Origin of the sequence: Pseudochelatococcus sp. G4_1912, from assembly GCF_047501465.1 — a bacterium.
Lineage (GTDB): Bacteria > Pseudomonadota > Alphaproteobacteria > Rhizobiales > Beijerinckiaceae > Pseudochelatococcus.
Genome location: NZ_JAZDRL010000001.1, coordinates 1,356,421 through 1,380,017 on the forward strand (window position 1 = coordinate 1,356,421; position 23,597 = coordinate 1,380,017).

General features: G+C 55.6%; 26 protein-coding genes. 10 read left to right on the plus strand and 16 right to left on the minus strand.

Annotated elements, in window-relative coordinates; translation table 11 throughout:
- Window positions 1-33: 33 nt before the first annotated feature.
- Window positions 34-279, minus strand: coding sequence for a hypothetical protein (locus VRZ32_RS06100; RefSeq protein ID WP_414524788.1), 246 nt, complete (start codon window positions 277-279; stop codon window positions 34-36).
- Window positions 280-521: 242 nt separating this feature from the next.
- Here VRZ32_RS06100 and VRZ32_RS06105 point away from each other — a divergent pair, with 242 nt between their 5' ends.
- Complete coding sequence (locus VRZ32_RS06105) at window positions 522-1,259, plus strand: DUF1045 domain-containing protein (RefSeq protein WP_414524789.1); 738 nt, start codon at window positions 522-524, stop codon at window positions 1,257-1,259.
- Here the strand turns inward: VRZ32_RS06105 and hslU are convergent.
- A complete protein-coding gene (gene hslU / locus VRZ32_RS06110; RefSeq protein WP_414524790.1) occupies window positions 1,249-2,556 on the minus strand; it encodes an ATP-dependent protease ATPase subunit HslU in 1,308 nt (435 codons plus the stop codon). The genes VRZ32_RS06105 and hslU overlap by 11 nt on opposite strands.
- Entirely contained in the window at window positions 2,553-3,128 is a 576-nt protein-coding gene (gene hslV, locus VRZ32_RS06115) for an ATP-dependent protease subunit HslV (protein WP_414524791.1), read from the minus strand. Before hslV ends, hslU begins: the two co-directional genes overlap by 4 nt.
- Before the next feature lie 160 nt (window positions 3,129-3,288).
- Here hslV and hisB point away from each other — a divergent pair, with 160 nt between their 5' ends.
- From hisB to coaA, 7 genes are all read left to right on the plus strand, one after another.
- Window positions 3,289-3,876, plus strand: a complete 588-nt coding sequence (gene hisB, locus VRZ32_RS06120; RefSeq protein ID WP_414524792.1) for an imidazoleglycerol-phosphate dehydratase HisB — start codon at window positions 3,289-3,291, stop codon at window positions 3,874-3,876.
- A gap of 266 nt (window positions 3,877-4,142) precedes the next feature.
- Window positions 4,143-4,685, plus strand: coding sequence for a DUF2628 domain-containing protein (locus VRZ32_RS06125; RefSeq protein WP_414524793.1), 543 nt, complete (start codon window positions 4,143-4,145; stop codon window positions 4,683-4,685).
- Complete coding sequence (gene hisH / locus VRZ32_RS06130) at window positions 4,682-5,332, plus strand: imidazole glycerol phosphate synthase subunit HisH (protein WP_414524794.1); 651 nt, start codon at window positions 4,682-4,684, stop codon at window positions 5,330-5,332. The genes VRZ32_RS06125 and hisH overlap by 4 nt, the downstream gene beginning before the upstream one ends.
- Window positions 5,320-6,060: a 1-(5-phosphoribosyl)-5-[(5-phosphoribosylamino)methylideneamino]imidazole-4-carboxamide isomerase gene (hisA, locus tag VRZ32_RS06135; RefSeq protein WP_414524795.1), complete on the plus strand. Its 741-nt coding sequence runs from the start codon at window positions 5,320-5,322 to the stop codon at window positions 6,058-6,060. Before hisH ends, hisA begins: the two co-directional genes overlap by 13 nt.
- Window positions 6,060-6,848: an imidazole glycerol phosphate synthase subunit HisF gene (gene hisF, locus VRZ32_RS06140; protein WP_414524796.1), complete on the plus strand. Its 789-nt coding sequence runs from the start codon at window positions 6,060-6,062 to the stop codon at window positions 6,846-6,848. Before hisA ends, hisF begins: the two co-directional genes overlap by 1 nt.
- Before the next feature lie 10 nt (window positions 6,849-6,858).
- Window positions 6,859-7,194: a phosphoribosyl-ATP diphosphatase gene (locus tag VRZ32_RS06145; RefSeq protein ID WP_414524797.1), complete on the plus strand. Its 336-nt coding sequence runs from the start codon at window positions 6,859-6,861 to the stop codon at window positions 7,192-7,194.
- Between the two features lie 28 nt (window positions 7,195-7,222).
- Entirely contained in the window at window positions 7,223-8,230 is a 1,008-nt protein-coding gene (coaA, locus tag VRZ32_RS06150) for a type I pantothenate kinase (protein ID WP_414524798.1), read from the plus strand.
- Window positions 8,231-8,247: 17 nt separating this feature from the next.
- On the opposite strand, the gene VRZ32_RS06155 is transcribed toward coaA, so the two are convergent.
- The 5 genes from VRZ32_RS06155 to VRZ32_RS06175 all read right to left on the minus strand — a co-directional run bounded on the left by VRZ32_RS06155 (window position 8,248) and on the right by VRZ32_RS06175 (window position 12,883).
- Entirely contained in the window at window positions 8,248-8,697 is a 450-nt protein-coding gene (locus VRZ32_RS06155) for an RrF2 family transcriptional regulator (protein WP_414524799.1), read from the minus strand.
- Between the two features lie 152 nt (window positions 8,698-8,849).
- Window positions 8,850-9,680: a dihydropteroate synthase gene (gene folP, locus VRZ32_RS06160; RefSeq protein ID WP_414524800.1), complete on the minus strand. Its 831-nt coding sequence runs from the start codon at window positions 9,678-9,680 to the stop codon at window positions 8,850-8,852.
- Window positions 9,677-10,837 (minus strand): N-acetylglucosamine-6-phosphate deacetylase, encoded by a 1,161-nt coding sequence (nagA, locus tag VRZ32_RS06165; RefSeq protein WP_414524801.1) that lies wholly within the window; start codon window positions 10,835-10,837, stop codon window positions 9,677-9,679. The genes folP and nagA overlap by 4 nt, the downstream gene beginning before the upstream one ends.
- Window positions 10,834-11,748, minus strand: coding sequence for a BadF/BadG/BcrA/BcrD ATPase family protein (locus VRZ32_RS06170; protein ID WP_414524802.1), 915 nt, complete (start codon window positions 11,746-11,748; stop codon window positions 10,834-10,836). Before VRZ32_RS06170 ends, nagA begins: the two co-directional genes overlap by 4 nt.
- A gap of 91 nt (window positions 11,749-11,839) precedes the next feature.
- Entirely contained in the window at window positions 11,840-12,883 is a 1,044-nt protein-coding gene (locus tag VRZ32_RS06175; RefSeq protein WP_414524803.1) for a cysteine synthase A, read from the minus strand.
- A gap of 147 nt (window positions 12,884-13,030) precedes the next feature.
- Here VRZ32_RS06175 and VRZ32_RS06180 point away from each other — a divergent pair, with 147 nt between their 5' ends.
- Window positions 13,031-13,375, plus strand: coding sequence for a rhodanese-like domain-containing protein (locus tag VRZ32_RS06180; RefSeq protein ID WP_414524804.1), 345 nt, complete (start codon window positions 13,031-13,033; stop codon window positions 13,373-13,375).
- A gap of 10 nt (window positions 13,376-13,385) precedes the next feature.
- Here the strand turns inward: VRZ32_RS06180 and murJ are convergent, their stop codons facing one another.
- From murJ to VRZ32_RS06210, 6 genes are all read right to left on the minus strand, one after another.
- Entirely contained in the window at window positions 13,386-14,930 is a 1,545-nt protein-coding gene (gene murJ, locus VRZ32_RS06185) for a murein biosynthesis integral membrane protein MurJ (protein ID WP_414524805.1), read from the minus strand.
- A gap of 8 nt (window positions 14,931-14,938) precedes the next feature.
- Window positions 14,939-15,706 (minus strand): peptidoglycan-binding protein, encoded by a 768-nt coding sequence (locus VRZ32_RS06190; protein ID WP_414524806.1) that lies wholly within the window; start codon window positions 15,704-15,706, stop codon window positions 14,939-14,941.
- A 222-nt stretch (window positions 15,707-15,928) separates the two neighbouring features.
- Window positions 15,929-16,423, minus strand: coding sequence for a hypothetical protein (locus VRZ32_RS06195; RefSeq protein WP_414524807.1), 495 nt, complete (start codon window positions 16,421-16,423; stop codon window positions 15,929-15,931).
- Window positions 16,424-16,542: 119 nt separating this feature from the next.
- Complete coding sequence (locus VRZ32_RS06200) at window positions 16,543-16,902, minus strand: response regulator (RefSeq protein ID WP_414524808.1); 360 nt, start codon at window positions 16,900-16,902, stop codon at window positions 16,543-16,545.
- Between the two features lie 2 nt (window positions 16,903-16,904).
- Complete coding sequence (gene hpt / locus VRZ32_RS06205) at window positions 16,905-17,447, minus strand: hypoxanthine phosphoribosyltransferase (protein WP_414524809.1); 543 nt, start codon at window positions 17,445-17,447, stop codon at window positions 16,905-16,907.
- An 81-nt stretch (window positions 17,448-17,528) separates the two neighbouring features.
- The gene (locus VRZ32_RS06210) at window positions 17,529-18,752 is read right to left on the minus strand and encodes a UbiH/UbiF family hydroxylase (protein ID WP_414524810.1); all 1,224 of its coding nucleotides are present in this window, start codon (window positions 18,750-18,752) and stop codon (window positions 17,529-17,531) included.
- Window positions 18,753-19,076: 324 nt separating this feature from the next.
- Here VRZ32_RS06210 and VRZ32_RS06215 point away from each other — a divergent pair, with 324 nt between their 5' ends.
- Window positions 19,077-20,051 (plus strand): quinone oxidoreductase family protein, encoded by a 975-nt coding sequence (locus VRZ32_RS06215; RefSeq protein WP_414525058.1) that lies wholly within the window; start codon window positions 19,077-19,079, stop codon window positions 20,049-20,051.
- A 6-nt stretch (window positions 20,052-20,057) separates the two neighbouring features.
- Here VRZ32_RS06215 and VRZ32_RS06220 read toward each other — a convergent pair whose 3' ends face one another.
- Entirely contained in the window at window positions 20,058-21,083 is a 1,026-nt protein-coding gene (locus VRZ32_RS06220) for a lysylphosphatidylglycerol synthase domain-containing protein (protein ID WP_414524811.1), read from the minus strand.
- 251 nt (window positions 21,084-21,334) lie between these two features.
- Entirely contained in the window at window positions 21,335-23,476 is a 2,142-nt protein-coding gene (gene pnp / locus VRZ32_RS06225; protein WP_414524812.1) for a polyribonucleotide nucleotidyltransferase, read from the minus strand.
- Window positions 23,477-23,597: the final 121 nt, after the last annotated feature.

A 23,597-nucleotide genomic window follows, 5' to 3' on the forward strand; every position in this document is an offset into this window, starting at 1 on the left:
TTTGCAGATCATTAGGACGCGAAGATCCATCCATCAATGGCGATGTTCGCCTTCGAGCTTCCATGCACGGCGTGAAAAGTGTGCGGTGCCCCACAGTGCGAGCAAACTGAATGCACCCATGAAGATGTATTCGAATATATCGCCTAGTTCGAGCAGCCCTGCCACAGCCCACCCGGCCGCAATAGCCAGTGCGAGAAACTCCATCCCTACGAGAACGATGGCGCTCACAACGGTGATCAGGCTCTTTGCACCCAATGGTGCGGAAGCGGATTCGGCCAAGGTTGATCCTTCCAGTACACTTAACAGCATTTGCAGATAGGCATAAAAATCAATCTGTTGAGATCAGATCATTTGCCTAACGCTTTGAAATGTCGCATCTTATATAAGCGTTGCGAAACCGCTTCGCGTGAAAATGCTATAACCGGATTACCCCATTGACGCAAGGATGTCATAGACTATCCATTGATCGTGCTAATGGTTATCTGTGGTGCACTCGGCTGTCGTGATGAATGAGGGTTGGAATGGGCACATTTTCAGTTCCCCGATATGCAGTTTACTATTCTCCAGCGTCTGACGGCGCCTTATGGCGTTTTGGTTCGGCTGTGTTGGGTTATGATGGCTTCAGCGGCACAGAGGTGCCACAGCTGGTGCCACCGGGATTTGATCTGGCAAGCTGGCGCGCATTGACCGCAGAGCCGCGCGCCTATGGCTTTCATGCGACGATCAAGGCGCCGTTCCGTTTGTCGGAAGGCAAGTCTGAAGCGACCCTTATTGCGATGCTCACGGATTTTGCTGCTTCGCAATCGGTGTTCGACTTGCCATCGCTGCAAGTCAGCGCTTTGGATGCACGCTCTGGTGAGGGGGCTTTTATAGCTCTGCTGGAACCAGAAACTACTCCCGCATTGGTCGCGCTGGAGAGAGGCACGATGCTCGCACTGGAGCCGTGTCGTGCGCCATTGACGGATAAGGAATTCAACCGTCGACGACCTGACACACTTACCGATCGGCAGCGCGCGTGCCTTAATGCGTATGGATATCCGTATGTGCTAGAGGATTTCCGCTTCCACATGACGCTGACAGATCGGGTGCCGGAAGAGCGGGTAGAAGCAGCCCTTTCTGGCCTGAAAGCGCTCTACAGCGAGCATGTTGGCAATCCCGGTGTGCCAATTGATGCACTGACGCTTTTCAAGCAGGAAGCGGGGGCGAATCGTTTCAAGGTGCTCGCCCGCGCGCCCTTAGGGAATGGCGTTACAGAATAAACCGGCTTAGGTCGGTATTTTTCGCCAGATCGCCAACGCCATTACGAACGAAATCGCCGTCGATGGTCACCGTCTCGCCTGAACGGTCGGGGGCGGTGAACGAGATATCGTCCAGCACGCGTTCAATCACGGTTTGCAGACGCCGCGCACCGATGTTCTCAACGGAAGAGTTGACCTCCACGGCCACACGCGCAATGGCGTTGATGGCATCATCGGTGAACACGAGCGTGACGCCTTCGGTCTCCAGCATGGCGACTGACTGCTTGATCAGGCTCGCTTCCGTCTCCGTGAGGATGCGGCGGAAATCGTCTTCATTGAGCGGCGAAAGCTCCACGCGGATTGGCAGGCGGCCTTGCAGTTCCGGCAACAGATCAGATGGCTTGGCCACATGAAACGCGCCGGACGCAATGAACAGTATGTGATCGGTCTTTACCGGGCCATGCTTGGTGGAGACGGTTGTGCCCTCGATCAAGGGTAGCAGATCGCGCTGCACACCTTCGCGCGAGACGTCACCTCCTGAGCGGCCTTCGCGGGCACAGATCTTGTCGATCTCGTCGAGGAAGACGATGCCGTTTTCCTCCGTTTCGCGGATAGCTTCCTGCACGAGCGTGTCCTGATCGAGCAGCTTGTCGCTTTCTTCCGCAACGAGTGGTTCGTAGGCATCACGCACAGTCAGGCGGCGGGTGCGAGGGCGTCCACCGCCGAGCTTGCCGAAAATGTCGCCAATTGAGATCGCCCCGACCGATGCGCCAGGCATGCCGGGCAGCTCAAACATCGGCATGCTGCTTTGTTGCGATTGCAGATCAATCTCGATTTCCTTGTCATCAAGCTCGCCGGTGTGCAGCTTGCGACGGAAGGCATCGCGCGTAGTCTGGCTTGCGCTGTCGCCGACGAGGGCGTTGAGCACGCGCTCTTCAGCGGCCATCTGGGCCTTGGCCTGCACATCCTTGCGCTTGGCTTCGCGGACAAGCCCTATGGCCACTTCGACGAGATCACGCACGATCTGTTCAACATCGCGCCCGACATAGCCCACTTCAGTGAACTTTGTAGCTTCTATCTTGAGAAATGGCGCACCAGCCAGCTTGGCCAGACGACGGGATATTTCCGTTTTTCCGCAACCTGTCGGGCCAATCATGAGAATATTTTTCGGCAGCACCTCGTCGCGCAGATGGCCCGTAAGCTGCTGACGCCGCCAGCGGTTGCGCAGGGCAATAGCCACTGCACGCTTGGCATCACGCTGGCCAACGATGTGGCGGTCTAGTTCTGAAACGATTTCGCGGGGGGAAAATGCATTCATGAAGGGTCTGCCTCGTTCAACGCCTCAATCACAAGGCTGCTGTTCGTATACACACAGATTTCGGCTGCAATCGTCATGGATCGACGCACGATTTCTTCAGCATCAAGCGCCGAATCAGCCAGTGCGCGCGCGGCTGACAGAGCGTAATTGCCGCCAGAGCCGATTGCCATGATTGCAGCGCCATCGCGCAGCTCCGGCTCAAGCACATCGCCGGTGCCTGAAACCAGCAGCCCGACCTCGCGGTCAGCCACCATAAGCATGGCTTCCAGCTTGCGCAGGTAACGGTCGGTACGCCAGTCCTTGGCAAGCTCTACGCAGGCGCGCATCAGCTGGCCGGGATATTGCTCCATCTTGACTTCAAGCCGCTCCAACAGCGTGAACGCATCAGCTGTTGCGCCTGCAAATCCGCAGATGACGTTGCCCTTACCCAGACGGCGCACCTTGCGGGCATTGCCCTTGAGAACGGTCTGGCCAAGGCTAACCTGCCCATCGCCTCCCATAACGACGCGCCCGCCCTTGCGGACCATAAGGATTGTTGTGGCATGAAACTGCCCGTCACGATTATCATTCATGAACTTATGCCTTTCTAATCGCTGATCATGTAAGCGTGATTTGCTGCAAAGCAAATACGAAATGCTCCCGAGATGCAAAATGGCATCGAGATGGGGCGATGCACTGGCGTGGGACGCTTTCTCTTGCTACAAGCTCTGAAACGACAGGAGTATGCTCGCCATGCGTAATGCAACGGTGGAACGGCGCACGAAGGAAACTGATGTCTCCATCAGTCTTGACCTCGATGGTACAGGGCAGGCGGAAATCGAAACGGGCGTTGGTTTTTTTGACCACATGCTCGACCTGTTCGCGCGCCATGCCTTGTTTGATCTCAAGGTAAAGGTGGTGGGCGATCTGCACATTGACCAGCATCACACCGTTGAAGACACGGGCATTGCACTGGGCGAGGCATTCCGCAAGGCGCTTGGCGACAAGCGTGGTATTACCCGCTATGCTGACGTGCACTTGCCCATGGATGAAACGCTCACGCGTGTTGCAGTCGATATTTCCGGCAGGCCGTTTTTGGTGTTCCGCACTGAATTTGCGCGCGAGAAAATCGGTCATTTCGATACCGACCTCGTGCGCGAATGGTTTCAGGCATTCACCTTCAATGCGGGACTGACGCTGCATGTCGAAACGCTCTACGGTGACAATGCACATCACATCGCGGAAAGCAGCTTCAAGGGCCTGGCGCGGGCGCTGCGCAAGGCCGTGAGCGTCGATCCACGCGAAGGCGAGCGTATCCCCTCAACCAAGGGCTCTCTCTGAGAATGCGTTGAGCTTCACGCCATGGTGGCCTGCAAATGGCAGTTTTCTGCGCTTCCGGTGCTCATGGACATTAAGTCCACTCCGCTCCGGTTCTCGATAACTACCATTTTCGGCTCCCCCTGACGTGAAGCTCAACGCATTCTGCGGTCCTTTTTCTGTACGGTTTTTATTAGAAAATGGATTTCGATTTGTGGTTTGATTCATATGCCTAGAGTCAGATGACGTTTCAGGTAGAATGCATTTTTCTTTAGGCGGGGAAGAGCGGTATGGCTGTTTACACGTTTCATATGCCTCAGGATGCTGTTCCTGGTGATCAGAAAGCGCTTGAAGGCGCGGTGCTGGTGCGGGATGGGTTTTCTTGGGGGGCGCTGATTTTCCAGCTGCTCTGGTGCCTCTGGAACAGGCTTTGGCTTGTGTCGCTTGGCGTTTTATTCGTGAGCCTGGTGCTGACATTCAGTCTGGAATGGGCGGGGTTTTCTGAAGCGATTGTTGGTGTCGCAGGCTTCTTGTTTGCGCTATGGTTTGCTAATGAGGCAAACGATCTACGCCGTTTAACGCTAGAGCGTCGCGGTCTTGCTATGCGCGGCGTCGTTGTTGCGGCCAACATGCTTGAAGCAGAGCGCAGGGCGTTTTCCATCTGGCTCGATACCGATAAGGCAGATAAAACCTCTGCAGGTCACATGCTACCAGCTGAAGAAGCCAAACCGGTTGCACCCACAACGGTGTCTGCGCCTCACACCGCTTTCCGAACAGGCGCGCACGACACGGATGTTATCGGACTTTTCCCCCCAGCGGAGGAACCGCGTTGAGTACGGTTATCGTCGATTACGGATCGGGCAATCTGCATTCAGTTCACAAGGCTTTTGAGCGCGCCGCGCGGGAAGCCGGACTTGATGGTGCAATCATTGTCTCGGGTGATCCAGCGATTGTGCGTGCGGCTGATCGTATCGTGCTGCCGGGCGTTGGCGCTTTTGCCGATTGCCGCAAGGGTCTTGATGCCGCCGCTGGCATGGTTGAGGCTTTGACAGAGGTTGTCATCGGCCACGGCAAGCCGTTTCTGGGTATTTGCGTGGGTATGCAACTACTGGCAACGCGCGGTCTTGAGTATGTCACTACCCAAGGCCTCAACTGGATTTCAGGTGATGTGACGCTGGTTGAACCCGCTGATGCGGGCTTCAAGATTCCTCATATGGGATGGAACACGCTGGATGTTGTTAACCCGCATGCGCTGCTGGCTGGCATCCCGACTGGGACTGACGGTTTGCATGCGTATTTCGTGCATTCCTATGCGCTGCATCCCACGCACAAGAGCGATCTCATCGCCACGACCGATTATGCCGGTGCACTAACGGCAATGGTCGCGCGCGATAATATCGCGGGTGTGCAGTTTCATCCTGAAAAGAGCCAGGCTTTAGGTCTGGCGTTGATTGCCAATTTCCTGAGGTGGCGCCCGTGATTCTGTTTCCTGCTATCGATCTGAAGGATGGTCGTTGCGTGCGTCTTGTCCAGGGCGATATGAACCGTGCAACCGTGTTCAATGATGATCCTGCTGATCAGGCTGAAACCTTTGTTGAACAAGGATTTTCCTATCTGCATGTTGTGGATCTGGATGGTGCCTTTGCCGGCAAACCCATCAATGGCACAGCAGTCGATAATATCCTCTCGCGTCTTACCATTCCGGTGCAGCTAGGTGGCGGTATACGCAATCTGGCAACGGTTGAGGGATGGCTTGAAAAGGGCATATCGCGCGTCATCATTGGCACGGCAGCTGTGCGTGATCCCGATTTTGTGCGTGAAGCGGCGCGAAAATTTCCGGGCAAGGTGGCAGTTGGTATCGATGCGTGGGATAGCAAGGTTGCCGTTGAAGGCTGGGCCGAGACATCGGAACTCACCACGCAGGAGCTTGGCAAGCGCTTTGAAGATGCAGGCGTGGCTGCCATCATCTATACCGATATCGCGCGCGATGGATTGGTGCAGGGCCTCAATATCGAAGGCACTCTGGCGCTGGCCAAGGCAGTCAGTATTCCGGTGATTGCTTCCGGTGGACTGGGTTCGATCAAGGATGTTGAGCGGCTTCTTGAACCCGATTGCGCGATTCTGGAAGGGGCCATTACGGGCCGTGCGCTTTACGATGGCCGGCTGGATCCGGCTGAGGCGATTGCGTTGCTGAAAAGGGCAAGCTGATGCTGAAAAACCGTATCATCCCCTGCCTTGATGTGAAGGATGGCCGCGTGGTCAAGGGGGTGCAATTCACCCAGCTGCGCGATGCGGGCGACCCTGTTGAGGCTGCCAAGGCGTATGACGCGGCGGGGGCGGATGAGCTGTGTTTCCTCGATATTACCGCCAGCCACGAAGACCGCGGCACACTGCTTGATGTTGTGCGTCGTACAGCTGAGGCCTGCTTCATTCCGCTCACTGTGGGTGGTGGTGTGCGCAAGGTTGAGGACATTCGCGCGCTATTGTTGGCGGGTGCTGATAAGGTGTCGATCAATACAGCAGCCGTGAATAATCGGCGTTTTGTGCGTGAGGCAGCGGAAAAGTTTGGCAGCCAGTGTGTCGTTGTTGCGATTGATGCCAAGCGTGTTTCAGCGCCTGATGAGGCCCCGGCCTGGGAAATTTTCACCCACGGCGGACGCAAGACAACTGGCATTGATGCTATCGCCTTTGCGGAGGAAGTGGTGGAACTTGGTGCCGGTGAACTGCTCGTTACCTCGATGGACCGCGATGGCACCAAGTCCGGCTACGATCTCGCTCTCACTCGCGCCATTGCTGATGCGGTGCCGGTGCCTGTAATTGCCTCTGGCGGGGTTGGCACGCTGGAGCATCTTGTTGCAGGCATTAAAGAGGGCCATGCAACGGCGGTGTTGGCGGCCTCGATCTTCCACTTTGGTGAATTCACGGTAGCGCAGGCGAAGGACGCCTTGGCTGCGGCCGGTGTTGCGGTGCGCCGTGATTATCTCGTTGGTATCTGAGGAAGAAAATATGGCCATTCAGCCTGAAAATGCATTTTCCCTCAGCGATCTTGAAGCCATCGTAGCGCGTCGTGGTGCGGAAAGTCCGGATGTTTCATATACGGCTAAGCTTCTTGCTGGCGGCATCTCTCGATCTGCCAAAAAGCTTGGTGAGGAAGCGGTTGAGGCAGTCATCGCTGCGGTCGAGGGAGACCACGACGGCCTTGTGAGCGAGAGCGCAGATGTGCTGTATCATCTCCTTGTTGTGCTGCGGGCGCGAAATATTGCATTGCAGGATGTGCTGAACGAGCTTAAACGGCGGACAGCACAATCGGGCCTTGATGAAAAGGCTGCGCGGGGATCGTGAAATATCCCGGCGTTTGGGAGCGAACTGTATGAATGCGCGCAACATCGGCACACCTGAAAGCCGCGGCGCTGAGTCTGACACGGGTATCGTGCCATTGAATGGTGAGTTGTCGCCTTATCGCGTTTTCAGTCGCGCTGAGTGGGCGAGCCTGCGCGCAGACACGCCCATGACGTTAACGGTGGAAGAGCTGGTACGTCTGCAATCGCTGAATGATCAGCTGTCGCTTTCCGAAGTTGCCGAGATTTATCTGCCGCTTTCGCGTTTGCTGTCGCTTTACGTTGCATCAATGCAGGGGCTTTTCCGTGCAACGGAACGCTTCCTGGCGGTGGAAGATGGCAAGGTGCCGTATATTATCGGTGTTGCGGGGTCTGTGGCGGCGGGGAAGTCCACCACCGCGCGCGTGCTTGAGGCGCTGTTGGCCCGTTGGCCAAATACGCCCAAAGTGCAGCTGATTACCACCGATGGCTTTCTGTTTCCCAATGCGGAGTTGAACCGTCTTGGTATTTTGAGCCGGAAGGGTTTTCCTGAAAGCTACGATACGCCAGCATTGCTGCGGTTCCTGTCGGCGATCAAGGCTGGTGCACGCAATGTGCGCGCGCCAGTTTATTCGCATATGACATATGACGTGGTGCAGGGTGAGGAAATCGTGGTTGATCGGCCCGATATTCTCATCGTTGAGGGGTTGAATGTGCTCCAGACCGCTCGCCCCCCCAAAGATGGCAGGGCAGTGCCATTCGTCTCTGACTTTTTCGACTTTTCAATCTATGTGGATGCAGACGAAAGCCAGTTGCATGAATGGTATGTCAGCCGTTTCATGAGCTTACGTGAAACCGCATTCCGCGACCCGCAATCCTATTTCCGCCGCTATGCTGAAGTGCCTGAGGAAGAGGCGCTGCAGAAAGCCGAGGAGCTTTGGGGTGGCACGAACCTGATTAACCTGCGCGATAACATCTTGCCGACTCGCCAGCGCGCCAATCTCATATTGCGCAAGGGCGACAGCCATCGCATTGAAGAAGTGGCGTTGCGACGGCTCTAACTGCAGCTTCCTGGCGGTTAAATGTGATAAACGAAGGATGCCATTTCGTCTTTTGGCATGTCGCGCATTTCGGCGAGCGTGCGTTTATCAAGCACGCGCGCGATGGCTTCACGCACTTCCATCATCATCAGGCGCACAGCGCATAGTTGCTCATCCTGGCAGTCGTCGCAGGGGCGATAGGCTGTTTTGCTGGCGCAGGGCAGGGGCGCAAGTGGGCCATCCAGCACGCGCACAACATCGCCAACGATGATTGTCTCAGGTGGACGTGCCAACATATAGCCGCCGCCCTTGCCCTTCTTGCTGTGCAGAAAGCCAGCATTGCGCAGCTCGCCAAGAATTGCATCAAGGAATTTTTTGGGAATATTGTTGCTTTCGGCAATATCTGCCACAAGCGCTGAAGTGCCGGGCTGAAGATGCGCAAGGTGAATGGCAGCCTTGAGGCCGTATTTCCCCTTTTTTGTTAGCATGTAGATATATCTCTTATTCTTGGGCGTGCTGCGATAAGATTTCAGTCTGGAATCAGTTCAGGCAATGATTTTTATATCAAGTCCCTATACTATACAAAATATATAAGCTGAAAGTGATGGTGCAAGGTCATGCGGTTAATCATGGTCTGTCATCACTCACCAGCTGCAACAAGTGCCTTCCATACGCGCTTTGCCTCTACATGGGGGCGCACATCATGGACGCGTAAAATATCCGCTCCTTGTGCTACGGCAAACATATGCGCTGATAACGTGCCATATAGCCGTTCTTGCGGGGGCTGGTTGATCAACGCGCCGATGAACGACTTGCGTGAAGCGCCAACCAGGATAGGGTAACCTCTCGCGCGCAGTTCTGAAAGCCGGCTCAGGGCCTCCATGCTTTGGGCGGGCGTCTTTCCAAATCCTATTCCGGGATCAAGAATGATGCTGCCATCATCAATCCCTGCTTGATGAGCGATGGCGATGGAGCGGTCAAAAAATTGGCATAACTCATCAATCACCTGCAATGAGGGATCAATTTCGGTGCGGTTATGCATCACGATCACTGGCGCACCATGGGCTGCAGCCACATGGGCGATGTCCGGTTCGCGCTGAAGGCCCCAGACATCATTGATAACCGTTGCACCCGCTTTTAGCGCGGCCTCGGCGGTTGCGGCCTTATACGTATCAATGGATATCGGCACGTTTTGGGCGTGAGCAATGGGAGAAATGGCTGCAAGTACTGGAAGAACGCGTGCCTGTTCATCCTCAGCCGAAACTTCCTCATGGCCCGGGCGGGTAGACTCACCGCCAACATCAATGATGTCCGCACCCTCCGCCAGCATGATCATGGCATGCGCATGAGCGGCCTCAACGGCGCCAAACATGCCCCCATCTGAAAACGAATCCGGTGTTACATTCAAGATCCCCATGATGAGCGGGGTATCTTGACAAAGCCGGCTAAACAATGGGTGGCGAATAGTCATTGAGGTGGTGTTCCTATGCCGTTTATCCAGCTTCCACTAACGTTCAAGTCAGCATCCAGAGCCACGAGGTTTGCTTGGTATCCCGGGGTAATTCGGCCAAGTTCATTCTCTACACGTAAAAACATAGCCGGATAAAGAGAGGCCATGCGTAGCGCTTCTTCCAGTGAAACATCAAGACAATTCACAGTGTTGCGGACGGCTGAGGCCATATCAAGATCAGAGCCAGCAAGTGTGCCGTCATCAGCTGTCAAGCGACCGTCTGCCCGCGTGATCTGGCGGCCAAGCAGGGCGAACGTATCCTCACTGAAACCAACGGACGACATGGCATCTGTGACCAGCATCATACGCTCTGGCCCGTGAGCGCGGATAGCGGCTTTCAGCGCGATGGGCGATGCATGGTGCAGATCGACGATGAGGCCGCAGAAGCTTTCCGGGTCTGTAAAAGCTACACCAACAGGGCCGGGATCACGGCTGGTGAGCGGGGGCATGGCGTTGAAGAGGTGCGTAAAACCGCTCAAACCGCGGGCGCGTGCATCGATTATTGCCTCAGCACTGGCGGCCGTGTGTCCGGCGGAGAGCACGACACCTGCTGCGATAAGTTGGTCAATCGCAGTGGCTTCTACCATCTCAGGTGCGAGTGTGACGTGAACACGCATGTTCTCAGGTAGATCGTGCGCTAATGCGGTGATCTGGCGGATGTCATCATCATCCATCGGCCTGATGAGGGCAGGATCGTGGATGCCCTTGCGAGCGGGGTTCAGGAAGGGGCCTTCGAGATGCACGCCCAGCAATCCGGGCGCCTGCTGCGCAGCAGCCTCGCGCGTGGCGGCTATGGCTTGTCGCATGCGGGCAGGGGTGTCGGTGATGAAGGTCGGCAAAAAGCCGGTTGTGCCATACGCCCGATGTGCCGCGCCAATAGCGGTGATGCCTTCTACGTTGGGGCTGTCGTTGAATAAAACGCCGCCACCGCCATTGACCTGCACATCGATAAAGCCTGGCACCAGCAATCCTGATGTAGACTGGCGTTCAATCGCGGGATCAAGCGCGCCCTCTGGCGTGACAGCCGTAATGCGCCCTGCGTCAATCACCACTGCATAGCCATCAAGCCAGGTCGTATTATCGTTGAAAATGCGCGCGCCGATGAGTGCATAGGTCATGCTGCATCTCCATTGCCATGCCCTGCGCTGGCAAAGTTTCTTTGTGCCATTACTATTGCGCCATCAAGCGCATCTGCGTGTGGGGGGGCGAAACAGGATTGTGCTGCTGGTGATAGCCACGGCTGAATGGTTTGCGCCAAACCACCCAGCATATGAACTCGCGGTGCTCCAAGCGTTACGAGTCGCAGTGTCAGCTCACTAATGGCATGGGCCGCTTGCTCAACAATATCACGTGCGTTGGGATCGTCCTGGGCCGCATGCGCGTAAGCCAATGGCGCGAAGCGGGCGAAATCTGCGGGCTTGGCCGTGTCCGCCCATTCCACAATGGCTTCAACAGAGGGGCCTATAGCGGCTAGAATAGCCTCTGTAAGAGGGCTTGCCGGAAAGAGACCGTCGTATACCTTCAGTGTCCGCCGGATGATTTCACGGCCAGTTACAGCGCCACTGCCATCATCGGAAACGATAGAGCCCCAACCACCGATGCTGATGCGCTGCTCTTCACGTTCCATGAAGCCGCATACGCCTGTGCCGACAATCAGGATTGCACCGCGATTATCCGCATGCTCAGCAGCGGTTGCGCCAAGCCAGGCTGTGTAGGCATCGGTGTCGAGAGAGATTGTCGCGAAGGGAAATTCCTGCGCCAGCAGCCGCGTTCGCGCCACAGGTTGGCCTGCGCCAGCCAGGCCCCAACCGGCGTAGGTGCGTTTCCAGATTGCGTCCTCATCCAGCCCGGCTTGCGCGCGAGCAGCGGAGGCTGCGTCGAGGATGGATTGACGCACCAGTGCAGGATCAAGCCGTGCATTGGCTGCGCCGCCCATCCCTTCGCCTAAAAGCTTACCAGCTGCATTGCGCAGCCTTGCACGACAGCTGGTGCCGCCGCCATCGATGCCTAAGAAAAGGGGCTCTGCCATTACTTGCCTGCACTGAAACGGATCGGTGTCGAATCTGATGGTTGATCGACTATCGATAGCCTATTCGGGCGGGCGGGGGAAATCGTTTGAATCACACGAGGTTTGGCTCAACACCAGGCAGGCGCTCCAGCCATTCTGGCACCGGCAGATCCCTGGAATGCAGAAACTCCGGATTGAACAGCTTCGATTGATAACGGTTGCCGTAGTCTGCCAGAATGGTCACGATGGTGTGTCCGGGGCCAAGCTCTTTCGCCAGCCGGATCGCGCCAGCAATATTAATGGCCGACGAGCCACCCAGAATAAGGCCCTCATTCTGAACCAGATCGAAGATATAAGGCAGAGCTTCAGCATCCGAAATCTGATAAGCGAGATCAATTGGCGCGCCTGCAAGGTTTTTGGTGATGCGCCCCTGGCCAATGCCTTCCGTGATCGAAGAGCCTTCAGATTTAAGTTCGCCGGTGGTGTAATAGCTGTAGAGAGCTGCTCCCAGAGGATCGGCAAGAGCGATTTTAACGTTTTTGCTGCGCTCCTTCAAAGCAATACCTATGCCAGCCAGTGTGCCGCCGGACCCGACTGAGGCCACAAAGCCATCCACTTTGCCTTCAAGCTGATCCCAGATTTCTGGTCCTGTGGTTTCGATATGCGCTTGCCGGTTGGCAACGTTATCAAACTGGTTGGCCCACACTGCACCATTGGGATCAGAGGCCGCCAAGGCATCTGCCGTGCGGCCGGAAACTTTTACGTAATTATTAGGATTGGCATAGGGAACCGCAGGCACTTCCAGCAGTTCTGCTCCTAATAAACGCAGAGCATCCTTCTTTTCCTGTGATTGCGTTTCGGGGATGACGATGACCGTGCGAAAACCCAGTGCATTGCCAATCACCGCAAGGCCAATCCCGGTGTTTCCGGCTGTGCCCTCCACAATAGTGCCGCCAGGTGAAAGCGCTCCACGGGCGATGGCATCCCTGATGATGAAGAGCGCAGCCCGGTCTTTGACCGATTGTCCCGGATTCAGGAATTCTGCCTTGCCCAGAATATTGCAACCTGTGAGTTCTGATGCTTTTCTTAGCCGGATAAGCGGCGTATTGCCCACTGCATCCACTACGCTTTCTGCAACTTTGGCTGCGCTGCTCATGGGAGGCTCCATCTTTGCAAATCGATCAGATACAGGCATAAAAGAGATTGCCGAATTTGTCCATTTACTTTGTAGATTGGCATATTAAACATTACGCAGCGTGAATTGCACCAGCCCGAGTGCCGGCTGCCAATGCAGGAGATTTAAATGAGTGCGCAGACATCCAAAGGCATTATTGATCTTGGTATTGATGAGGTGAAGCAGGGGCTTGCCGATGGCTCGATGCTGCTGATCGATGTGCGCGAGCCCGATGAATATGCAGCTGGCCACATTCCCGGCGCTGTCTCGTTTCCGCTGTCTACTTTCGATGCTCATGCGCTTCCAGCGGCTGGCGAGCAGCAGATTGTGTTTTCGTGTAACTCAGGCGGGCGCACGCTCCGCGCCATTGCAGCCGCGCAGGCTGCAGGTGTGGATCTGAACACGCATTACAAGGGTAGCTACAAGGATTGGGTTGCGCATGGCGAGCCAGTCAATACTGGCGATCAGCCATAATTGTAGCGCTTTAGCCTGGCTGTTTGCGCCTGCGTAGCGGTAGCGGCACGCGCAGCAGCTTCAGGCCTATGAGCAATATCACCCCATAAGCAAAACCACCTGCCGTTGCCACGATGCCCAAATGAATCAGGGAACGGAAGCGTGGCAGATCGGCTATCCATGAAGCGATATTGGCGTCTGTCAGCAGGGTAGTCAGCGCCAGCGCTGCACTTGCTGCCATGATTGCGATAAGTGAGCATAGAAGCATGCGGTTTGGCGCGCTCCAACGCCAGCGCACGGCGAGCAGATAGAGCAGCCCGCAGTTCACCCACGCGCCTACCGCCGTTCCGAAGGCAAGGCCCGGCGCGCCGAAACGCTTTGCCAGCAAGATTTTCAGCACAACATTGATGGCAATGCCGATAAGCGACACAATCGCAGGCGTTGCCGTATCCAGTCTTGAGCGGAAGCTCGCGACCAGCGACGGAATCATTACAATCGCAGGAAGGCCTAATGCATAGGCTGCAAGCACTGCACCAGCTGCTGCGCCATCTGCATGCGTGAAGGCGCCGTGCCCGAAAAGCGTATTCATAATGAGATCAGGCACAATCAGAAACGCCACCATGAAAGGCGCTCCCAAAACAAGTGAGAGTGCCAGTGTGCGGTTCTGTGCGCTATGCGCTTCATCGACCCGGTTTGCTGCAATCAGGCGGCTCATTTCGGGCAGCAGCACCGTGCCTGCAGCAATAGCAATGACGCCGATGGGCAGCTGGTAAAGGCGATCCGCGTAGTAAATCGACGATACCGCGCCTGTTGGTAGCAGGGAGGCGATGATGGTATCTGCGAACATCGCAATCTGCACGCCAGCGGAACCAATAACAGCCGGCCCTAACGCTTTCAGAAAGGCGCGCATATCGGCATCCAGCTTAGGGCGCGTGATGCGCGGCGCAATACCCGCCCGCATGGCGTCACCATAGACGAGCGCAAGTTCCAGCACGCCGGCAATCATCACTCCCCAAGCTGCAGCGTGCCCGGCAGAGGGAAACAGAAAGGCGCATCCCAGTGCCGCGATGATGGAGAGGTTCAGCAGGATTGGTGCGCCCGCAGCTGCCGCAAAGCGCCGCACACCGTTCAACATGCCCGATATCAATGTTACCAGCGTGATGAAAAATAGGTAGGGGAAGGTAATGCGTGTGAGCGTTACAGCGAGCGTGAATTTTTCGGGATCCGCCGCAAAGCCCGGAGCAAGCAGTGCGACAACCTGTGGCATGAATGCAAAAGCCAGGCCCAGAATCAGCGACTGCACAACCAGCATCACCGTCCAGACGTTATCGGCAAAACGGCGTGCCTCGCTCTCACCAATTGCGGTATGCAGACGCGTAAACACCGGGACGAAAGCGGCGTTGAAGGCACCTTCGCCAAAAATGGCCCGAAAGTGATTGGGTAGCCGCAGCGCAACGAAAAATGCATCAGCAATAAGGCCTGCGCCCAGCAATGCGGCCGTCATCAAATCACGCGCGAGGCCCGTGACACGTGACAACAAAGTGAAGCTGCTGACGGATAAAAAGTGTCTAAGCATTGTATGGATCAGTTAAGCGACATGCCGCTGGCCACGGATAATGCCTTGCGCATGGCAGTGTTCATTGGATCACCTGTGACCGGGAGATCCTCCAGCTTTTCAAATGCTGCAATCGCTTGCTGTGTTGCAGGGCCTGCACGACCATCGGGGGTGATGGCATAGCCCAGCTTCACCAGCGCCTGCTGCACAGGCATGATGCTACCTTGCGCAGCCTTTACTGGTTGCGGTGGTGCACCGTTTGCAATCAGATTCGCAATTGGATCATATGTTGCCGCTATTTGAGCTGCGGGCGCGATCACCTTGGTTGACGGAGGGGACGCAGCAATTGCCTGGGCGTTGCTTTCTGCGGGACGCGGCGGAGGAATTGAGGCGGTTGTTGCGATTGCTTTGGGGGCGGCCTTTTGGGCAGCTGTCTTTAGCGCAGCCGCTTTGGGAGCCTGTCCCTGTGCAAATATGGGCGAAGGGTGAAACCCCTCCTGCCGCGAAGTGGCGTTGATGATGATGGATGTGCTTAGCGCAACACCAACGAGACTGCCTACCACCGCAACAGGATATCGCTGCACGATTGTGAGCAGATAGTGACCGACGAACATTAAGCCGGCAAGGATTGCCGAGGCGAGAAATGCCCCCAGCGTGGTTATAAGATGCGATGCTGGTTGAGCATTAGACTTACGTCTCTGCCTGCCTTTCGTCGACGTGCCGGACTTGCGCCCGCGCGTTTGCGCAGGGGAACGCCGGGTGGCGTTGAAGTCTGAACGGGCGAGGGCTTCACGCAATGCTATCTTCGCTTCCTATCAGGATGGGAAATGGTGATCCATCTCCCAAATGTCTTCGACTTGTTCTCTTGGGTGAGCGCTTTGAAAACGACTCACCCTTCAGGACTCATGCTTGGCGATGCAGCCAGAAAGCTATATCGCGCACTGCACAACATACAATGCCATTGAGGCCTAAACGAACCTTAAAGACGCGCCTCCCGATTAGGTGAGATGCAGAAAGCATTATTGATTGTTGTTCTGCGTCGTAGCGTTATGGCTTGTTACAATTGTTTTGAAAATATCTCGCTCAGCTCCAGGCCATCCTTTTCTGATGGTGCGAAGCAGCGTTAAATCTGCAGCCTCTTTCATTTCAACAAGCTCTGTTTTTGTTGCCTCGTTTGCTTCATGCTCTATGTATGTTGGCAGGACATTTGGCGCGATTGATGCAAAGTATATTTCCAGTTTAACGTTGTCATTAAAAGGATAGGGTTCAATTGTTTTATAGATACGCTTTGATAAGTTAAATTCTGAAAATATACTTTGGAAACGATTATTGGCACGCATTCTCTCAATACTGTCTTCTGGTGCCGTTAAGATGTCGCGAAGCTCGTTCCAGGTATTTATGCCGTATGCTTGGGGTAGAGTATTACTCATTAATGCCGTGAGGAGCACTTCCCCATTGGCTTCTGGTACCTGAGCCATAGAAAAAGATGCATCTGATGTCGGAGTCATAGTCATAACATTATCCCTGTATGTTGTTGAAATAAAAGATATTTCTTGTTTCTGGTGAGGTGAGCTGAGAGACTTTATTAAAGAAAAGAAATTTTAAATTTGAGCATTCGCTCGGCCATATGATGTTATGGCAGCACCCGCGAAACCTGTGCCCGCAATTCTCCCAGTGTGAAGGGTTTCAATAAAATGCCGGCCAGATTTTCAAGGCTTTGAGCGCGTTCATGCTGGTCGGAATAGCCTGTCATGATCAGTATGGTCAGCGCTGGCCAATGTTCTTGCGCAGCATGCGCAAGGGCAATGCCATCCATCAGGGGCATGCGCACGTCCGTCAATAACAGATCGAACGCGCCATTTTTCGTTATAAGCAGATCGAGGCCATCTTCGCCATCGCAGGCGGTCTCGACGGTATGTCCGTCGAGCTCAAGGCCGCGCTTTAAGAAGCTGCGCACACTGTCTTCATCATCAACGAGCAGAATGCGCGCCATGATTATGCTTCAGTCTGTTCAATAATGCCAATGTAAGGCAGCTGCCGGAACGAATGTGCCGCATCCATGCCATACCCTACTACGAAGAGGTCAGGGCAGGTGAAGCCCACGAAGTCCGGTGTGATATCGACAGCGCGTTTCTCGGGCTTTTCCAGCAGCACTGCGGACATAACCCGCTTTGCACCACGTGCGGTAAGCAGATCCTTGGCAAAGGCAAGCGTGCGACCTGATTCGAGGATATCATCAAGCAGCAGCACGTCGCGTCCCACGACATCACTATCGATGTCCTTCACAATTGTGACTGTGCCTGAAGAAACAAGGCCGGCCTTATAGCTCGACAACTGGATGAACTCGACCTGTGGCTCCAGCCCGGCACGATGCAGGGCGCGGATCAGATCGGCGGCAAACATAAAGCTGCCCTTGAGCACTGCAATAACGAGCAAGTTATGTGGCTTGGCGGCGACGATATCACGCGCCATCGCTTCGTTCCGGTCAGCGATGTTGGTTTCATCGAACAGGGTCTTAATGCGCACTGGCTGGTTCATACCTGATTCCAATAATGATTAAGGGCGCGAGATAGCATCTCAATGCCCCTTGCTCCAGCCCTATATGAGCATTTGGTGAGATTACATTGCATCTGCCGCTGAATGTGAGGGCGCGCGGCGCATTTGCATTGGTGTATTAAGGCTGGGCGTAAGCCCTTCGCGCATCACCATTCGCCTTAAAGGCCCAAGAAGACTCAACGTTAAAAGCCCCGCGCCACGCAGAAAATCGGTAGGCAGGAAATCTGCGAGTAGCGTGCGATTTAGCAAATCAATGGCACCTGTGCGCAATGCAGTATCCGCCGCCCGCGCTTTGCCAAAGGCATCAAGCATAACGGATGAACCGATATCCTGCCCCGCAGAGCGTGTTTTGATCAGCGAATCGCGAAGTGCTGCACCATCTCGAAGGCCGAGATTTAGCCCTTGTGCACCGATAGGCGGAAACACGTGCGCTGCTTCACCAACAAGCGCGAGCCGTTTGGCCGTGAGCGGTGTGGCGCTCATGCCGGATAAAGGCACCTTGCCCCGTGGACCTGCAACTTGCATGGCACCGAGTAGATGGCTCGCGCGCTTCTCAACGGCCAGAGCGAAGGCTGTATCATCCAGTGCAGCAAGGCGCTCTGCTTCTTCAGGGCGGTTAACCCAGACCAGGCTTGAGCAATTCCCGGGTAATGGCACCAATGTGAATGGGCCTGAGCGGGTGTGGAACTCGGTCGAGGCATTGTTATGGGCGCGCGCGTGCGAAAGGATTGCGGTTACGGCAGTCTGTGGATAGGCCCAGGTTTTCGTGCCAATACCGGCTGCGCGCCGCAAGGGAGAGTTGCGTCCCTCAGCGCCGATAGCCAAATGAGCGGTGAGGCGGCGTCCATCTTCGAGTGTTACGGTGGCGGCTGTATCGTCGGCTGAAAAGCCCGTTACCTTGACTGGGAAAAGCGTAAGGTTTGAGCGCGTCGCTGCTTCTGCCGCAAGGTGCGCGACGAGTTTGACGTTCTCAATGTTAAAGCCGAATGCATCCAGCTTGATCTCGCGGCAGGAAAATTCCACAGGTGGTGGTCGAAACAGACTGCGGGTGGCATCGACAAGACGCATGATCTGCATGGGTGAGGCGTCATCGGCCATACGCTCCCAAACGCCCAGAGCCTTGAGAAACTGCACAGACCCATCGAGAAGTGCGACGGTGCGCCCGTCATATGGCGCGTTAGCCTCGCCAATGAGAGCGGTGGCAAAGCCTTCCTGTGCGAGCGCGAGCGCTGTAGCAAGCCCTGCTGGTCCGGCACCTGCGACCACCACATCGAAATCGCTTGTCATGCTCCGCTCCCTTGCGCCCCTTGGTTGCTTGAATAGCCCGAAGCTACCTGGGGTGCAAATACATCAACCGCGACATGAGCGCTCATCTGGGGTTATGTCGCGCATGTGGCAATTCGTGCAGGCGTTCAGGATAGCACAAGACAAAGTATGATCCAGAAGCCATTATCACATGATGGCGTAATGCATTAAATCTGCATCGCTTCTCGTTATAACTCTTTGTTCTGGCATCAATTTTCTGGATTGATACAATAGGCATTGGCGTACAGGCACTTACGGGCATAACCTTAATAGCCTGTTGATTTCTTTAGGTTCTGTAAGGAGCGTATCATGAATGCGATTGTCGTGCGTGCCTTTGGCGGTCCAGAGGTTCTATCGTTCGAGGCGGTGCCTGAGCGCTTGCCGGGACCGGGTGAGGTGTTGGTTGCCAATCGTGCTATCGGCGTGAATTTCATTGATACGTATCTGCGTGAGGGCATCTATAAATCCGCCCCACCACCCTTCGTGCTTGGCAATGAAGGTGCTGGTGAGATTGAGGCTGTAGGTGAGGGCGTTGGCGATTTCGCGCCGGGAGATCGCGTCGTCTACACCAGCAACCTCGGGGCTTATGCGGAGCGCACAGTGGTGCCGGCAAAGAACGTTCTGAAGTTGCCGGGTGCTATCGGCTTTGAGGATGCCGCTGGCAGCCTGTTGAAGGGATTGACTGCAGAGTATCTTCTGCATCGCACCTTTAAGGTGGGGCCAGAGCATACCATCCTTATCCAGGCAGCGGCTGGTGGCGTTGGCCTGCTGCTAACGCAATGGGCGAAACACCTTGGCGCAACGGTTATCGGTACGGCTGGATCGCCCGAAAAGGTGGCACTGGTGCGTGCAAATGGTGCTGACCATGTCATCGATTATACGCGCGAGAACTTCGTTGAACGTGTGCGCGAGTTTACCGATGGTAAGGGTGTCGATGTTGTTTATGACGGGGTTGGCAAGGCGACGTTTCCAGCCTCTCTCGATACACTGCGGCCGCTTGGTCTTTTTGTGAGTTACGGCAATGCATCGGGTGTAATTGAGGCATTTGATATATTGCTTTTAAGCCAGAAGGGATCGCTTTATGTGACGCGCCCAACGCTCGGCGTTTACACAAACCATCGCGAAATCTTGCTGGAGCAGGGGGATAACCTGTTCGGCGCAATTGAGAGTGGCATAGTCAACGTAGCGGTTAATGCCCGCTATGAACTGAAAGATGCGGCTGATGCTCACCGAGCGCTCGAAGGGCGCAAAACCACAGGCGCAACGATATTGCTGCCATGAGATCCTTCAGGAAGTCCGTGTAGATTGTGCGGGCTTCCTCTTCAAGCGCGACCAGCCACCGTGCAGTGCGAGCATTACAAGCGCAAGCACGAATGGAATGAGATAATAAAACAGCCGAAACAGCAGCATCGCGCCCAGCACGCCCTCTGTTGGCAGATGGGAGAGTGCAACCAGCATGGTGGCCTCAAAAACGCCCAATCCACCTGGCGAGTGGCTTACAATGCCCAGCATGCAGGCAAGCACATAGATCGCCAGAAATGTTTCGAAATTCAGATTATGGCCTACCGGAAGCAGCACGAACAGCACGGCTGCGCTGGCGCAGACATCGCCCGCACCTAGCAGAGTCTGCCCGAGCGAGAGCTTAAAACCCGGCAGATCAAGCCGCCACCCGCGTATGATAACGGCCCGGTGTTTTAAGGATACCCAGAAGAAATAACCCAGCAATGCTGCCATAGCGCCAGCGCCAATGAGCTGCAGAAGAACCGGGCGCAGGTACAGAATGTTGCTAAGCGCATCAGCCTCCCGAATGAGGCTCCAGGCCAGCACACCGCCCATGCCAAGCCAGAAGGTTATGCCCGCAATTACCGTGAGGGATGCAATCTTGGAGGTCTTCAGCCCCTTTGGAGAATAGATCCAGTAACGCACCGTGCCCGATGTCACTATAGGAAAGCCCAAGGTAAAGCTAACCGCATAGCTCGTGAATGAGGCGAGGGCGGCGATATGATAAGCGATACGTTCGCCCAGTTGCTTCAATGCAAGGAAATCGTATCCAGTTAGCAATGCATAGCTGATTGCAGTGAACAGCGCGGCAAGACCTATCTGGCGGGAACTCGCTGAGCGCAACCCCTCATGCAATTGCTCTCCATCAATCTCGTGCGCGAGATGCCACAGGGTCACCAGTGCTGCAAGAAAAATACCGGCGCTTAACAGCGCGCCCAGCATTTGCCAGCGGCGGCGGCGGCGTAAAAGGGCTTGTGCCCTTTCCCTCCGGCGTTGAGAATCGGTGAGAAGAGCAGTGTCTTGTAAATCCATGCGTATCCCAGCCTGCGAACATCTTGATGGCGTCGCGTACGGGAAGAAAGAACGCGGCAGTCCACTGGCGGGTTCCAAATGGCCCCCGGAGCTTTTGCTCATGCCTGCTGTAGCACAGCATTAGCCATTGATAGAACAGGCCTTCAAGACCCTGCACAGTTTTCAAGAAATTAATAGGTCCTCGGCCTAAAGACCCATGCACAAAAAACCCCTGGTGGCGAACCACCAGGGGCGTAATCATGTATGAGCAATCAGTCTGCCTGTGCCTCGGCTTCAGCCTTCTGCTTTGCCTCGAGATCTTCACCGGTTTCCTGGTCAACAACCTTCATCGACAGGCGCACCTTGCCGCGGTCATCAAAACCAAGCAGCTTGACCTTGACCTTCTGGCCTTCCTTGACAACATCGGTCACCTTGCTCACGCGCTGCGTTGACAGCTGGGAGATGTGCACAAGGCCATCACGGGCACCGAAGAAGTTCACGAATGCGCCGAAGTCAGCTGTCTTGACGACAGTGCCTTCATAGATAGCGTTCAGCTCAGGCTCTGCCGCAATCGAGCGGATCCAGTTGATTGCAGCCGTGATCGACTTGGTATCGGAAGATGCAATCTTGATCGTGCCATCATCAGCGATGTCGATCTTCGCGCCAGTTTTCTCAACGATCTCGCGGATGACCTTTCCGCCCGAACCGATGACTTCACGGATCTTGTCCTGCGGGATCTTCATTGTTTCGATGCGTGGTGCATACTCACCGAGCTCGGAACGAGCTGAAGTGAGCGCCTTGGCCATCTCGCCGAGGATGTGCATACGCCCACCCTTCGCCTGCTCAAGCGCAACGCGCATGATCTCTTCTGTGATGCCAGCGATCTTGATGTCCATCTGCAGAGCGGTGATGCCTGCTTCCGTACCCGCAACCTTGAAGTCCATATCGCCTAGGTGATCTTCATCGCCCAGAATATCGGACAGAACAGCAAAGCGTTCGCCTTCAAGGATCAGGCCCATCGCGATACCTGCAACAGGACGGCGCAGTGGAACGCCAGCGTCCATCAGTGCCAACGAGGTGCCGCAGACGGTTGCCATGGATGACGAACCGTTTGATTCCGTGATCTCCGAAACAGCGCGCAGCGTGTAAGGGAATTCATGGTGCGGAGGCAGCAGCGGATGCACAGCGCGCCATGCGAGCTTGCCGTGACCGATTTCGCGACGGCCAGGCGACCCCATACGGCCCGTCTCACCCACAGAGTAGGGTGGGAAGTTGTAGTGCAGCAGGAAGTTTTCCTTGCGGGTGCCTTCCAGCGAGTCAATGAACTGCTCATCGTCACCGGTGCCGAGCGTTGCAACAACAAGCGCCTGCGTTTCGCCACGCGTGAAGAGTGCCGAACCGTGCGTGCGTGGCAGGAAGCCGACCTGTGCCACGATTGGGCGAACAGTCTTCACATCGCGACCATCGATGCGCACACCTTCATCAAGGATGTTCCAGCGCACGATCTTGGCCTGTACGTCCTTGAAAACAGCCTTGACCTTCTCAGCCTCGAAGCGGGGTGTTTCACCCGATGTCAAGGCAGCAGCAACCTTGGCCTTGACGGCATCAACAGCAGCATAACGCTCCTGCTTCTCGACAATGCGATAGGCAGCGCGCAGATCAGCTTCTGCGATCTCCAGAACAGCTTGCTCAATGGCAGAAACATCGTTCTCAACCACATCGCGAGGTGCCTTGGCTGCCTTTTCAGCAAGGCGGATAATCGCCTCGATAACAGGCTGGAATGCCTTGTGGCCGAAGGTTACAGCGCCGAGCATTACCTCTTCAGAGAGCTCTTTAGCTTCCGATTCAACCATCAGCACAGCATCGCTGGTGCCGGCGATTACGAGGTCAAGCTCGCTGCCTTCACGCTCGGAAATCGCTGGGTTAAGCTTATACTCGCCGTTGATGTACTGAACGCGTGCGGCGCCAACAGGGCCCATGAACGGCACACCGGAGAGCGTGAGCGCAGCGGATGCAGCAACCAGCGACAGGATATCCGGATCGTTTTCGAGGTCGTGCGTCAAGACAGTGACGATAACCTGCGTCTCATTGCGCCAACCATTGATGATCAGTGGGCGGATTGGGCGGTCGATCAGGCGGGAGACAAGGGTCTCGTTCTCGCTTGGGCGGCCTTCACGCTTGAAGTAACCACCTGGAATGCGGCCAGCAGCGTATGCCTTTTCCTGATAGTTGACGGTGAGTGGCAGAAAATCGATGCCAGGCTTTGGTTCCTTGGCAGCAACTACGGTTGCAAGCACGGTGGTTTCACCCAGCGTTGCCAGCACAGCGCCGTCAGCCTGACGAGCGACGCGGCCGGTTTCGAGGGTAAGCTTTGCGCCGCCCCAGGTGATTTCCTCGCGTTGAATATCGAACATTATCTTCTCTCTTGCTTTGGCCGTGTTGGCGGCCACGGTTCCGGGCCCTTCGGCCCTCAGGTTCGGAGCGCCATGAGCAAGACGGCGCGACGCTTCATTAAAGCGCCCTGCGATCCTGCCA